Origin of the sequence: Piscicoccus intestinalis NBRC 104926 (assembly GCF_001515525.1) — a bacterium.
GTDB lineage: Bacteria > Actinomycetota > Actinomycetes > Actinomycetales > Dermatophilaceae > Kineosphaera > Kineosphaera intestinalis.
Map to the genome: position 1 here is coordinate 1 of NZ_BCNQ01000134.1, position 12,595 is coordinate 12,595.

A 12,595-nucleotide genomic window follows, 5' to 3' on the forward strand; every position below is an offset into this window, starting at 1 on the left:
CCGCCGACGCGTGCGAAGCCGTGGCTCGGCCGCGTGCCGACAGACCGCTGCGGGCGGCGTGCGCCCGCGGAGCCGGTCGCGCCGGCGGGGCCGCGACTCCCGCCCCGAGGCTGGTCAGCGGGCCGATCCCGCGGGGAGGCGGTGACGCGAGAGCGCGGCCTCGTGGCACCGACGGTCGGTGGGGGCGCGCGCTCGCTCGGCCATCGTTGGGCTGGATCGAGGTAGTCGATCGACGGGGTGACCGTACGGCGTCGACTCGATTAACGAAGAGTGTTGCGTCACCTAAGTTATCGGTCACAGCCACATCTCGAGCTGGACACGAAAAAATAACGCTGCAAGCATCTCCTCCATGCCTCTCCCACTGACAGCGAGAGTGGCCGCGCTTGCGGCCCCCGCACTCAGCGCCGCGATGCTCGTCCCCGCCGGTAGCGCGCAGGCGGCCCCCGCCGCCTCCGCCGCTTCCGCCCAGACTGCCGCACAGACCTCTGTGCAGACCCAGGCCGCCTCGCGGGCGGCCGGCCAGACCGGTGTGGTCGCCGCCTCCGGTGGCCTGCAGTCCTGGCCCGCCAAGGTGCGCGGCTGCATCAACTCGCGCTTCGACGTCAGCTCGATCGGCGGCTACCGCTCCGGCGGCGGCGACCACGGCCGCGGCCTGGCGCTCGACGTCATGGTGCGCGGCTCCGAGGGCGACCGCGTGGCCGCGTGGGCCCTGCGCAACGCCGACCAGCTCAACGTCAAGTACGTCATCTGGAAGCAGCGCATCGCGCACCCGGGTGGCGGTTGGAACCGGATGAGCGACCGCGGGGACGCCACCGCGAACCACTACGACCACGTGCACATCTCGTTCAACTCGGGCTCCGGCTCCTGCCCGTGACGGCCGCGCCCGCCATCCCTTCGACCCGATCCTGACGCCAGAGGGCCGCCCCCGACCAGGGGCGGCCCTCTCGTCTTGCCGAGACTCATGTCGAGGCGCGGCTCACACGATCGACGCGGTCTCCCGGTTGACGGCGCTGCGCAGCAGCGCGAGGTTCGTCGAGCCGCGGTCGGCCGCGATGTAGATGAACGTCGAACTCGACAGCATCTTGATGAGGTGCAGCTGGTCGCTGAGCGTCAGCAGCATGTCCTCCAGCTGCGAGTTGATGCCGAGGGCGCGGATCGTCTTGTTCTTCGCCTTGACCATCTCGGCGTTGTACGCGCTGGCGACCTCGAGGTCGAAGTCGCCGCGGCTGCTCTTCGACGCGAGCGGCATGCCCGTCTCCATGTCGACGATGCATGCGCCCATGAAGCCGCTGACGTCCGCGGCGAGGCGGTTCATCACGTTCATCATCTGTTCCTGCGTGGCCATGTCTCCTACTTTCGATCGGCTGGGGGGTTACCGGCGGCCCGGGTTCGGCGACCTCGCCGCTCACCCGTGGGCGGGGACACAGCGTGCGATCGGTCGCCTCGCAGTGAACAGCAGCGGGTCCTGGGCGAGTGTCATGGACGCTCGTACCAGTGGCCGCGCGCGTCTCGCGCTCACCGCCAAGGGCCCTGCGAGACAGCGTGGTATACATAGCGCACCGTGCCCGCAGCCGCCCGATCCCGGCCCGATCGCGGGCCCGTCGCGGCCTGATGGCCGGACGTGGCCGATCGTGCGCCTCGCGTGGGCCGTCGTTCTTGGAAGGAGCACCATGCACACGGTGCTGGGTCCGACCACCAAACGCCAGGTCGCCTTCGTGGGCCCGCTGGGTGTGGGCAAGACCACGGCGGTGCGCGCGATCAGCGACGTGCCGGTCGTCAGCACGGAGGTGATGCGCTCCTCGGTCGCGGTCGGCCCGCGCCGGGAGACCGACAAGACCACGACCACCGTCGGCATCGACTACGGCGAGTGGGTGGCCCCGGACGGCAGCCGCGTCGGCGTGCTCGGCACCCCCGGCCAGCTGCGGTTCGCCTCCGCCCGCGCCTCGGTCGTCGCCCGGCGCGCCTCGATCGTGCTCTGGGGCTACGGGGACCGCAGCGAGACCGTCGACGAGATGGCCGAGTGGCTGCTGCGGATCGGGGACGAGCACGTGTGGGCGCGCACCATCGTCGCCCTCACGCGCCGCGAGGGCCGCGACGGGGAGCCCGACATCGCCGAGTATCGCCGTCGGCTCGGGCGGTTCCGAGCCGACATGCCCCTCGTGGAGGCCGATCCCCGCGAGCGCGACGACGTCGTCCGGGTCGTCATGACGGCCCTCGACCTCGACGAGCCCCAGCGGCCGAAGCCCGCTGAGCAGCCTGAGCCCGCTGAGCACCCGGAACACCCTGAGCACTCCGACCAGTCCACGCAGGAGACGGCATGAGCGAGACCGGTCCCGAGGCCCTCATCGGCTCGCACCTCGGCACCGACGACGAGGAGGTCAAGGACCTCGTCATGCACGAGGGCATCGCCCAGGAATGGGAGCTGTGGTCGATGATCATCGGCCGCACCGCCCTGCCGCGCCTGCAGCGCATCAGCGAATCCCTGCCGACGATGACGTCGGCGATGCTCGGCACCGCCGACGGACTCAACCTGTGCTCCCTCGGCGTGCCCGAGGAGGACGTGGGCCGCCTGGCCGCCCTCAACAGCTCGCTGTTCGCCGTCTCGTCGGCGCAGGCGGAGATCGTCAGCAGCGCCGGCGTCGTGCCCGGCTCCGCGATGGTGGCGATCTCCACGGGTCACGGCCACCTCGTGCTCGTCAGCTTCGTGCAGCCGCCGCTGGGCCACCTGCTGCTCGCCGTGTCGGCCGAAGACGTGCAGCTGGGCACGATGGTCGTCATCGTGCGCAGCGCCGCCGAGGAGCTGCGCACCTGGCTCAGCACGCGCTGACGCAGGCGGCTTCGAGCAGGCGGCTTCGAGCAAGCGGTCGCGAGCAAGCGGTCGCGAGCAAGCGGCCCCGGACGCGACGACGGGCCCGGATCTCCCCTCTGGTGATCCGGGCCCGTCCACCGGCGCTGGGCCGGTCGCGGTGCTCGCGGCGATCAGGCCTCGGCGAGCGTGAGGCCGATCGTCGACAGCAGTTCGTACGGCGGGATCTTCGTGCCGCCGGAGGCGATCGCCAGCAGCGCCGAGGCGAGGCTGGCCATCGCGGACGTGAGGATCAGTGGATCCTGGTCGGCCATCTCGTCGCGCAGCACGTCGACGTACTCGTTGACCGTGCAGCCGCCGTCCATGCTCTGCATGCGGGCGGTGAGAATCGCCATCGCGCTCTGCATCCCAGGCGCAGGCATTCCGTTCACGTTCATGATCGGTGTCCCCCAATGGTCACTGCCGACAGCTCCCGCCACTTCCCCAAGTGGCGACGACACCCGGTGTCGCGACATCGTCGTCGGGCTGCCCTGCGTTCGAGTCAAGCGTATGTCTTGATCGATTGTCCAGCTCTCGCCGGCGCCCCCGTCGCCCCGATGTCGACAATGACGCGGAGCCCGATGGCGCCCAAGGCCCGTCGCTCGCGGCTCATGTCCCAGGCACGTCGTCAGGCACGTCGCGCGCACCTCGCCACGCACATCGAGTAGGACGCTTGGCCAGGAGCCCGTCGCTGTTGCAGAATGGGCGCACGACGTGCGGATTCGGTCGCTCACCTGGGGAAAGGTGACGAGCGGGCCGGCGTCGACAACCGAATCGATCGGTCGCGCGACGCGCATCGGTCTCCGCCTGGTGTTTCGAGGTCGTTGGGGAAGACGTCCCTCACGCACCAGAGGAGGTCCGGATGTCTGTTCTGAGCTCGACCGTGATGACCCGCGGGGTGGTGTTCGTGCATTCCACCCCCGCGGCCTTGTGCCCGCACGTGTGCTGGGCACTGGAAAGCGTGCTCGGGGAGAACGTGCGACTCGACTGGTCGGCGCAGCCCCTGGGCCGATCGCTCGTGCGCGGGGAGTTCTCGTGGGCGGGTGAGCCCGGCACGGGCGCGCGCCTGGCGAGCGCGCTGCGCGGCTTCGACGACCTGCGCTATGAGGTCACCGAGGAGCCTAGCCCCGGCGTCGACGGCTCGCGCTGGGTGCACACCCCGGCGCTGGGCATTCACCACTCCTGGCTGGCCGCCAACGGCGACGCCGTCGTCAACGAGGACCGGCTGCGCGCCGCCATGCGCTCCGGCGACCACACGGCCCTGCGCCGCGAGATCGACTCCGCGCTCGGCACCGCCTGGGACCTCGAGCTCGACCCCTTCCGGCACGCCGGCGAGGGCCACCCCACGCGCTGGCTCTACCGCGTCAGCTGAGCGCGCGGTGAGCCGGAGACGGCCCGCTCTGCGGATCGTGCCGCGCCCCGGCGTCACCCGGGTCACCTGCATGACCGGCGCCACCGGCGCCGGCGGTACCACGGACAGGGGCGCGTGCCGAGCCGGCTCCGTCATGACCTGCGCCTAGGACTGGCCGCCGGGCCCCGGCGATCTTCGGACCAATCGCCGGGCCGCGGCGGCTGTCGCGCCCGCGGGGGAGCGCGACGACCACGAGGGACCGACCCACCGGGGATGGGGGTCGGTCCCTCGGTCGCGTCTCGGGGTCGCGGCTCGGGTCGCGTGTGGGCTGTGTCTCGAATCGTGGCGGTCGGCCTCGAAGGGTGAGACCGGACCGGGCGGCTGCCTCAGAACCAGCCCCGCGGAGCCGGTTCGGTCGCAGCCGGGCGGTCCCGTCGGTTGGCACAGGCTCCCGTGCGGAAAAGGGGCGCGGAGGCGGGGTCCTCGGGCGGGGTGCCGGTAGCTGGGAGGCGGGGGAGTCGGCGGCGTACGCGTGACGGGGTGCATCGGCAGCACACGGTCGTGGAACGGTGGCGCGCGAGAGCCCGCCGGCGCGCGGGGGCGCCGCGGGCTACGGGTCTCGCGAGACGTCAGTCGACGTTGGCGAAGGCGAGGGCGACGTTGCAGCCGCCGAAACCGAAGGAGTTGTCCATGGCGACGATGTCGCCCTCGGGCAGCTTGCGCGGCTCGCCGTGCACGATGTCGAGGTCGATCGCCGGGTCCTTGTCGAAGAGGTTGATCTGCGCGGGGGCGAGGCGGTCGTTGATCGCCTTGATCGTGAAGACCGCCTCGAGGGAGCCGGCGGCGCCGAGCAGGTGCCCGGTCATCGACTTGGTCGCGCTCACCGCGATGCCGCCGACGTGGTCGCCGAACGCCTTGTGGATCGCCTTGCATTCGGCGATGTCGCCGACCGGCGTCGACGTGGCGTGCGCGTTGAGGTGCACGACGTCCTTGGGGTCGATGTCGCCGAAACGCAGCGCCTCGGCCATCGCCGACGCCGCGCCGAAGCCCTCGGGCTCCGGGGCCGCCGCGTGGTGGGCGTCGTTGCTCACGCCGAAGGAGAGCAGCTCGGCGTAGATCGTCGCGCCGCGGGCCTTGGCGTGCTCGTAGGACTCCAGCACCATGAGCGCCGCGCCCTCGCCCATGACGAAGCCGTCGCGGCCGGTGTCGTACGGCCGGGAGGCGGTCGCCGGGTCGTCGTTGCGCTTCGACAGCGCCTGCATCGCGGCGAACCCGCCGACGCACAGCGGGTGGATCGCGGCCTCCGTGCCGCCGGCGACGACGACGTCGGCGCGGCCCTCGCGGATCATGCCCAGCGCGCTGCCGATGGCCTCGGCGCCGGACGCGCACGCGCTCACCGGGGTGTGCCCCCACGCGGCGGCACCCAGCTCGATGGCGACGGCGCCCGTGGGGCCGTTGACGAGCAGCATCGGGACGGCCAACGGGAAGATGCGCCGGGGACCCTTGGTGCGCAGGTTCTCCCAGCTGTCGACGACGGTCGTGATGCCGCCGACGCCGGAGCCGATCGCGACGGCCAGCCGCTCGGGCTCCACCTCGGGGGAGCCGGCGTCGGCCCAGGCCTCGCGGGCGGCGATGAGCGCGTACTGCGAGCACGGGTCCTGCCGACGCTGCTCGACCTTGCTCAGCACCTCGCTCGCCGGCTGGGCCAGCGTCGCCGCGAACGTGACGGGCAGGTCGTAGGTCTGCACCCAGTCATACGGCATGGGGCGTGCGCCGGGCGTGCCGGCCAACAGGGCCTGCCAGGTGTCGGCGACGTTGCCGCCGAGGGGGCTGGTCGTGCCCATGCCGGTGACGACGACCCGCGTTTGCTGGGGGGAGGACATTCTCAGGTTCTTCCTTTCGCCTGCGGGTCGCACCGCGCAGGAGCCTGCGTGCCCCGTCCGCGCCCCGGACCGATCACGTCGATCACATCGATCGCGTCGATCGGTTCCGGGGCGGCGGCGCGGCCGGTCGGGTGCCTCAGGCCTGGGCCTTGGCGATGTAGTCGACGGCGTCGCGAACCGTGGTGAGGTTCTTGACCTCCTCGTCGGGGATGCGCACGCCGAACTTCTCCTCGGCGTTGACGACGATCGTCATCATCGACAGCGAGTCGATGTCGAGGTCCTCGGTGAAGGACTTGTCGAGGGCGACGGCGTCCTGCTCCAGGCCCGTCTCCTCGTTGATGATGTCGGCGAGACCCTCGAGGATCTCCTGCTCGCTCTGCGCCATGATCGTGCTCCTTTGTGTCGGTTGTCTGAAACATTTGCTCCCGCCGCCTCGTGTCCGGGGCGGGTGCCCGACGCTGTCGGGCGGTGGTCCGATTGACCCGTCGAACCGGCGGGATCCTTTGTGGTGTTAGGGCAGCACAACCACCTGCGCGGCCCAGGTCAGCCCGGCTCCGAAACCGAACTGCAGGCAGATGTCACCGGACTTGGCCTTGCCCTCCCGCAAGAGCCGCGTGACCGCCAGCGGCACCGACGCCGCCGAGGTGTTGGCCATGTCGGCGACGTCCTCGCGGGCGACGACGACGTGCTCACCGAACTTCATCTGCTTGGTGATCGCGTCGATGATGCGGATGTTCGCCTGGTGCGGCACGAACACGTCGATGTCGGCGACGGTCAGGCCCGCGGCCGCCACCGCCTCCCGGGCGACGTGCACCATCTTGTACGCGGCCCAGCGGAAGACCGAGGGGCCGACCATGTCGATGAACGGCCAGCGCCGGTCCTGCGGGGTGGAGTCGGGGTCGTCGAGCGCGCGGCGGAAGCTCACCCAGTCGGTGGACTGCTTGATGAGGTCGAAACCGGAGCCGTCGGCGCCCCAGACCGTCGGGCCGATGCCCGGCGTCTCGCTCGGGCCGATGACCGCGGCGCCGGCCCCGTCTCCGAAGATGAAGGCCGTGCCCCGGTCGTGCGGGTCGCGGAAGTCGGACATCTTCTCGACGCCGACGACGAGCACGAACTCGCTGCTGCCGCCGCGAACCATCTCGTCGGCGACGTTGACGCCGTAGCAGAAGCCGGAGCAGGCCGCCGACAGGTCGAACGCGGCCGCGGCGCCGGCGCCCAACTCGCTCGCCACGAGCGTGGCGGCCGCCGGGGTCTGGTACGGGTGGGTCAGGGTCGCGACGATGACGGCGCCGAGCCGGTCGGCCTCGACACCGGCGGCCGCCAGGGCCGCGCGCCCCGCCTGCGTGGCCATGTCGGCGACCGACTCCTGCGGCCCGGCCTGACGACGCGCGGCGATGCCGGAGCGATCCCGGATCCACTCGTCCGAGGAGTCGATGTCGCCGACGATCTCGGCGTTGGGCACGACGCGCTCAGGCCGGTGGTCTCCCATGCCCCAGATGCGGGTGTAGGCGGGACCGACGCGGGTCGTCAGCAAGGGCCGGTCAGACCGCTCGGACCGGTCGCGCTGCTCGGGCCGGTCGGGCTGGTCGCGCTGGTCGGGCTGATCCGGCTGGTCGCTGGCCTCGGGTGTGGTGGACGTCATCGGGGATCCTCAGTCGCGGGGGTCGGCGTGCGTCTCGATGAGCTCGCGCGCCGCGTCGAGGTCGTCGGGGGTGCGCAGGGCGACGGTCTGCACGCCCTTCATGCCGCGCTTGGCGAGGCCGGCGAGGGTGCCGGCGGGGGCCACCTCGATCATTCCGCTGACGCCGAGTTCAAGGAGGGTGGCCATGCACAGGTCCCAGCGCACCGGGCTGCCGACCTGGCTGACGAGCCGCTCGAGCACCACGCCGCCGTCGGTGATCGCCTGCCCGTCGCGGTTGGACACCAGCGGCCGGGCCGGCTCGTTCGGCTCGATCGTCTCGGCGTAGCGGGCCAGGGGCTCGATGGCCGGCTGCATGTGGTGGGTGTGGAACGCGCCGGCGACCGACAACGGGATGACGCGGGCGCGGGCCGGCGGATCGGCCAGCAGCGCCTCCAACTGCTCGAGGGTGCCGGCGGCGACGACCTGGCCGCCGCCGTTCATGTTCGCTGCGGTGAGGCCGTGCCGGTCCAGGGTCGCGATGACGTCGTCCTGCGCACCGCCCATGACGGCGCTCATGCCCGTCGGGGTCACGGCGCTCGCGGCGGCCATGCCGTTGCCGCGCTCGCGCACGAACACCATCGCCTGCTCCCCGGAGAGCACCCCGGCGGCCGCGGCGGCGGTGATCTCGCCGACGGAGTGGCCGGAGAACGCGCCGACCCGGCTCAGGTCGTCGCCCAGGAGGGCTCGAAGCGTGGCCAGGCCGGCGCCGACGATGAGCGGCTGCGCGACCGCGGTGTCCTTGATCGTCTCCTCATCGGAGACGGTGCCGTGGGCGACGAGGTCGAGTTCCGCCGCGGACGACAGGGATTCGAGGTGGTCGCGGAAGCCGGGCAGCTCCAGCCACGGGGAGAGGAAACCGGGCTTCTGGGAGCCCTGGCCGGGACAGGCGATCGCAAGCACGTCTTCCAGACTCCACCCGGACGGGCGTCCGCGGACCCGGGAGGGGGCACAGAAATGGACGATCGTTTTGGAGGTTTCCTCCAAAAGCGCAGATGAACTCGGCGCGTCGCTGCCGATCGGGGGCCGGCTCCGGGCTGTCTGGGATCGCTCAGGGATCGCGGCGCGGCAGCCGCGGGGCGGTGGCGTCGAGGGCTCCGAGCGCCAGGGCCGTCTGCACGATGTGCGCCTCCCGGGGCTCGGTCAGGTCGTATCCGACGACCTCGGCGATGCGTCCCAGCCGGTACCGCACGGTGTTCGGGTGCACGTACAGGGCTCGGGCCGCGGCCTCGATGCCGCGTCCGCAGTCGAGGAACGCGGCGGCGGTCTCCGCCAGGGAGCCGCCGGCGCGCTGCAGCGGGTAGTAGACCCGTTCGATGAGCAGGTGCCGGGCGGGCGCGTCGCCGAGCAGCACCCGCTCGGGCAGCAGGTCGTCGGCGGGCACCGGCCGGGGCGCGCCGGGCCAGGCGGGCGAGGCGCGCAGCCCCGAGAGGGCGGCGCGGGCCGAGCGGCCGGCGGCGAAGAGCCGCGGCACGGTGGGGCCCACGACGACCGGTCCGTCGGAGAAGTACGGCAGCAGCGCGTGCACCCCGCGCCCGTGGTCGGCGGAGCCACCGAGGATGACGACGAGGCGGCGGCCCTGCACCGCGATGAGTGACTCCAGCGACACCTTGCCGACGGCCGCCCGCACCAACTCGACCGCGCTGGCCGAGGAGCCGGTCGGGCGGCTGCCGACGACGACGGTCACCGGGCCGAGCTCGCCCCAGCCGAGGGCGGTGGCGCGCGAGACCATCTCGTCGTCGGCCTCGCCGCGCAGCACCGCGTCGACGACGAGCGATTCCAGGCGGGCGTCCCAGGCGCCGCGGGACTCGGCGGCGTTGGCGTACACCTGCGCGGTGGCGAACGCGACCTCCCGCGAGAAGCGCAGCACCGCGAAGCTCAGGGCGGTCTCGTCGCCGGGGGCGGCGAGCTCGACGACGTGGTCCTCGACGACCTCGACGACGCTGCGCACGAGGTCGACGGTCTGGCGCAGGGTGATCGCGCGGGTCAGGTCGCGCGGGGCGGCCCCGAAGAGTTCCACCGGGAGCCGGTCCGGCCGGCCCTCCCCGCGGCACCACGCGACGAACGTCGAGATCCCGGTCTGGGCGATGAGCCCCACCCAGGAGCGCTCTTGCGCGGGGAGCGCGCGGTACCAGGCGAGCCGGGCGTCGAGGTGGCGGTTCGCGGCGTTCATGAGATCACCCGCCGCGCCCTCGATGTTGCGCACGGTCTCCTCGCGCAACGTCGCGGTCTGCGGGGCCATCCCCGCAGCTTACGAGCCCGATCGCCGCGAGGGGGCCGTCCCGCGCCTCCGGCCCGCTGACCGCCCTCACTCCCCGGAGGCGGGCTTCGGGTTCCGCCGCCGAGCGCGGTAGATTCGCCCGCCCGCCACGAGCCCGCCACCGATCGGCTACTCGCAGTTGGGGATCGGCCGATGGGATGCCACCCATGAGCTCCCGCACGCTGCGCTGGCCGCCTACGAGCTGTCCTCGGTGAACCAGCCCGTCACGTCGGTGCCGTCGAGGTTCTCACGCTCGCCGAGCTGCGCACCCTGCGGGCCAAGGAGCGCCTGCCCAAGGAGCGCCAGCACAACACGCTGTACGACGGCCGTTACCAGGTGCCGACGTTCGAGGAGGTGCTCAGGCTGCGTGAGCGCCTGAGCAAGGAGCACGGCCGCACGATCGGGATCATCCCCGAGATCAAGCACTCGACGTACTTCCACGCCAAGGGCTTCAACCCCGAGAAAGCGTTCCTGACGCAGGTGCGCGCCCACGGCCTGGACCGCAAGAACGCGCCGCTGTGGCTGCAGTCGTTCGAGATCACCAACCTCAAGGCCGTGCGGAAGATGGGTTACCAGGCCAACTCCACGTTCCTCGCCTGGACCGGAGACGGTCGGTGGGACGGCCCCTACGACCTGCTGAGCAAGGGCGACACCCGCAAGTACTCCGACTGGATGAAGCCCGCCGGCCTGAAGGAGATCTCGACGTTCGCCGACGGCATCGGCCCCGAGAAGTTCTTCGTCATCCCCAAGAAGGCCGACGACACGCTCGGGGCGCCGACCAGCCTCGTGGCCGACGCGCACGCCGTCGGGCTGAAGGTCATCCCGTGGACGTTCCGCAACGAGAACACGTTCATGGCCAAGGACCTGCAGACCAGCGGCACCGCCCCGAGTCATGACACCGGGGTACGTCATTTTTCCTGCGGGTGGGCGGTGGACTTCAGGATGTGTTTCGCGGCTGGGGTGAGGGGGTCGGCGGCGAGGTGTTCGTGGCCGGCAATGCTGACCGTGATCTCCTGCAGGGGCCGTAAGGCCCGGATGATCTTCTTCAGGCTGAGCCCGGTGAGTTCTTGTAGGTGACGGGCGACGGCCAGCGCGGTGACGACGACGGTCAGGTGGGCTTCGATCGCGTCGCGCTCGTGATGAAATATCGGCCGCGCCCGCAGGTCGGACTTCGACATCCGGAACGACTGCTCGACCCGCCACAGGTCGTGGTAGCTGGCGATGACCTCGCTCGCGGGCATCACGTCGGCGGGGATGTTGGTGACATAGCCCTTCAACCCGACCAGGCTGCGAGCCCTGGCGAGGTCCTTCTCGTTCAGGACCGCCGCATCGCCCTTGATCATGACGAACCGCGGCTTGCGGGCCGGTCGCTCACCCGCGACGACGGCTCGGGCACGGTTCTCCTGCGCCGTCAACGTCTTGTTGTCCCGGGCGGACCGCTTGCTCGAGTACGCCCATACCGCCCGCCACGACTTCGGATGCGTCTGCGGCGCCCAGACCGGCTCGTCCCGCAGGTGCGTGTCGTTTTCGCTGGTCGCGCCGGCATGCCGCGGGGTGATGGTATCGATGATCTGCCCGTCGGTGAACGCGTCCCCGTGCCAGCGGAAGTGGGACGCCAGATCGGCAGGCGCTTTGGTCTGGCGGGACCCGACGATGAACCGCACGTTGGCCTCGTCGAGCGCTTTCAGGTTGCTCGAGGAGAGCATCCCGGCGTCGGCGACCACGACCATGTCCGCCACACCGTGGCGTTCCTGGAACGCGCGGATGGTCGGCAGGATGGTGGCGGTCTCGGCCTTGTTGCCCTACCAGCAGGTGATCTCCAACGGGAACCCGCCCCGGTCGACCAGCAGCCCGACCACGACCTGCGGGTCGACCCGGCGTTCCTTGGAGTACCCGACCTTGCGCAGCTCGTCCTCATACTCGGCCTCGAAGTAGAGCGTGGTCACGTCGTAGAGCACAAGGGTGAGGTCGCCGTGGCGGGCAGCGTGCGCGAAGCACGCTGCGGCGATCTGTCCCCGATAGTCACGGTGGACGGCGCGGTCCAGAGCGCGGAAGAAGGTCCGCACATCCACATGAGGCACCCCGATCTCCTCCAACACGCGCACGCTGTCGGCTTTGCTCGTCGGCTCCACCAGCCGGGCCAGGACCAGCTGCATGAACGCGTCATCGCCCAGAACGTCGAACCCGAGCCGGGCGTAGGCGCTGGTCAGCACATCCCACAACAGCGCGCACCGCTTGCACGTGATGACTCCGCGAGCCCGACCCGTCCCGGCCGGCGCGTCGTCCAGGCCAAGATCGAGGGCCTCCTGCCCGGGCCGTATCCGCTCACGAGCGATCTGCATCAGCACAGCGAGCTCCGCCTCGTCGTGCGCGGTGCCGATGTGCTCCAGGATCACGTTGCGGCCAGCGCGACGCTCAGCGATCTGGACCTTCGTGGCGCCCGAGCGGCCAGCGGATCGGCGGATGAACACCACCAGCGCCACCATACCCAGCAGCGGGGTACGTCAATTCCACCCAACCCAAGCCAGTGACCAGCACGAACACCGACGACAACCCCGAAAACAGCTCAAGTGTCATG

General features: G+C 71.3%; 12 protein-coding genes and 1 pseudogene. 5 read left to right on the forward strand and 8 right to left on the reverse strand.

Annotated elements, in window-relative coordinates; all coding sequences use genetic code 11:
- The first annotated feature begins 349 nt into the window (after positions 1–349).
- Positions 350–874 carry a VldE C-terminal domain-containing protein gene (locus PINTE_RS24530; protein ID WP_157087325.1) on the forward strand — a complete coding sequence of 175 codons (525 nt, stop codon included), beginning with the start codon at positions 350–352 and terminating at the stop codon, positions 872–874.
- Positions 875–976: 102 nt separating this feature from the next.
- On the opposite strand, the gene PINTE_RS17035 is transcribed toward PINTE_RS24530, so the two are convergent.
- Positions 977–1,345, reverse strand: a complete 369-nt coding sequence (locus PINTE_RS17035) for a roadblock/LC7 domain-containing protein (RefSeq protein ID WP_068433160.1) — start codon at positions 1,343–1,345, stop codon at positions 977–979.
- A 325-nt stretch (positions 1,346–1,670) separates the two neighbouring features.
- Here PINTE_RS17035 and PINTE_RS17040 point away from each other — a divergent pair, with 325 nt between their 5' ends.
- On the forward strand, positions 1,671–2,321 hold the full coding sequence (locus PINTE_RS17040) for a GTP-binding protein (protein ID WP_174524026.1): 651 nt from the start codon (positions 1,671–1,673) through the stop codon (positions 2,319–2,321).
- Positions 2,318–2,827 (forward strand): roadblock/LC7 domain-containing protein, encoded by a 510-nt coding sequence (locus PINTE_RS17045; RefSeq protein ID WP_068433162.1) that lies wholly within the window; start codon positions 2,318–2,320, stop codon positions 2,825–2,827. The genes PINTE_RS17040 and PINTE_RS17045 overlap by 4 nt, the downstream gene beginning before the upstream one ends.
- Positions 2,828–2,979: 152 nt before the next feature.
- Here the strand turns inward: PINTE_RS17045 and PINTE_RS17050 are convergent, their stop codons facing one another.
- Entirely contained in the window at positions 2,980–3,201 is a 222-nt protein-coding gene (locus PINTE_RS17050) for a hypothetical protein (protein ID WP_245643020.1), read from the reverse strand.
- Positions 3,202–3,707: 506 nt separating this feature from the next.
- On the opposite strand from PINTE_RS17050, the gene PINTE_RS17055 reads away from it, so the two are divergent.
- The gene (locus tag PINTE_RS17055; protein WP_068433165.1) at positions 3,708–4,217 is read left to right on the forward strand and encodes a DUF3145 domain-containing protein; all 510 of its coding nucleotides are present in this window, start codon (positions 3,708–3,710) and stop codon (positions 4,215–4,217) included.
- 608 nt (positions 4,218–4,825) lie between these two features.
- Here the strand turns inward: PINTE_RS17055 and fabF are convergent.
- From fabF to PINTE_RS17080, 5 genes are all read right to left on the reverse strand, one after another.
- The gene (fabF, locus tag PINTE_RS17060) at positions 4,826–6,079 is read right to left on the reverse strand and encodes a beta-ketoacyl-ACP synthase II (RefSeq protein ID WP_068433167.1); all 1,254 of its coding nucleotides are present in this window, start codon (positions 6,077–6,079) and stop codon (positions 4,826–4,828) included.
- A gap of 136 nt (positions 6,080–6,215) precedes the next feature.
- Positions 6,216–6,464, reverse strand: a complete 249-nt coding sequence (locus PINTE_RS17065) for an acyl carrier protein (RefSeq protein ID WP_068433170.1) — start codon at positions 6,462–6,464, stop codon at positions 6,216–6,218.
- 126 nt (positions 6,465–6,590) lie between these two features.
- Complete coding sequence (locus PINTE_RS17070; protein ID WP_084343724.1) at positions 6,591–7,721, reverse strand: beta-ketoacyl-ACP synthase III; 1,131 nt, start codon at positions 7,719–7,721, stop codon at positions 6,591–6,593.
- A 9-nt stretch (positions 7,722–7,730) separates the two neighbouring features.
- Positions 7,731–8,660, reverse strand: coding sequence for an ACP S-malonyltransferase (locus PINTE_RS17075; RefSeq protein WP_068433172.1), 930 nt, complete (start codon positions 8,658–8,660; stop codon positions 7,731–7,733).
- A gap of 148 nt (positions 8,661–8,808) precedes the next feature.
- Positions 8,809–9,999: a PucR family transcriptional regulator gene (locus PINTE_RS17080; protein WP_068433174.1), complete on the reverse strand. Its 1,191-nt coding sequence runs from the start codon at positions 9,997–9,999 to the stop codon at positions 8,809–8,811.
- A gap of 306 nt (positions 10,000–10,305) precedes the next feature.
- Here PINTE_RS17080 and PINTE_RS22130 point away from each other — a divergent pair, with 306 nt between their 5' ends.
- Entirely contained in the window at positions 10,306–11,094 is a 789-nt protein-coding gene (locus tag PINTE_RS22130) for a glycerophosphodiester phosphodiesterase family protein (protein ID WP_245643022.1), read from the forward strand.
- Here PINTE_RS22130 and PINTE_RS25215 read toward each other — a convergent pair.
- Positions 11,007–12,491, reverse strand: a pseudogene (locus PINTE_RS25215) (IS1634 family transposase); the annotation flags it as partial. The gene PINTE_RS22130 and the pseudogene PINTE_RS25215 overlap by 88 nt on opposite strands.
- Between the last annotated feature and the right edge of the window lie 104 nt (positions 12,492–12,595).

Coding starts and splice junctions, on each gene's coding strand:
- PINTE_RS17050 (WP_245643020.1), bottom strand. CDS start 3,201: ATGGCGATTCTCACCGCCCGCATGCAGAGCATGGACGGCGGCTGCACG.
- PINTE_RS17040 (WP_174524026.1), top strand. CDS start 1,671: ATGCACACGGTGCTGGGTCCGACCACCAAACGCCAGGTCGCCTTCGTG.
- PINTE_RS17070 (WP_084343724.1), bottom strand. CDS start 7,721: ATGACGTCCACCACACCCGAGGCCAGCGACCAGCCGGATCAGCCCGAC.
- PINTE_RS17080 (WP_068433174.1), bottom strand. CDS start 9,999: ATGGCCCCGCAGACCGCGACGTTGCGCGAGGAGACCGTGCGCAACATC.
- PINTE_RS17065 (WP_068433170.1), bottom strand. CDS start 6,464: ATGGCGCAGAGCGAGCAGGAGATCCTCGAGGGTCTCGCCGACATCATC.
- PINTE_RS24530 (WP_157087325.1), top strand. CDS start 350: ATGCCTCTCCCACTGACAGCGAGAGTGGCCGCGCTTGCGGCCCCCGCA.
- PINTE_RS17035 (WP_068433160.1), bottom strand. CDS start 1,345: ATGGCCACGCAGGAACAGATGATGAACGTGATGAACCGCCTCGCCGCG.
- PINTE_RS17045 (WP_068433162.1), top strand. CDS start 2,318: ATGAGCGAGACCGGTCCCGAGGCCCTCATCGGCTCGCACCTCGGCACC.
- PINTE_RS17055 (WP_068433165.1), top strand. CDS start 3,708: ATGTCTGTTCTGAGCTCGACCGTGATGACCCGCGGGGTGGTGTTCGTG.
- fabF (WP_068433167.1), bottom strand. CDS start 6,079: ATGTCCTCCCCCCAGCAAACGCGGGTCGTCGTCACCGGCATGGGCACG.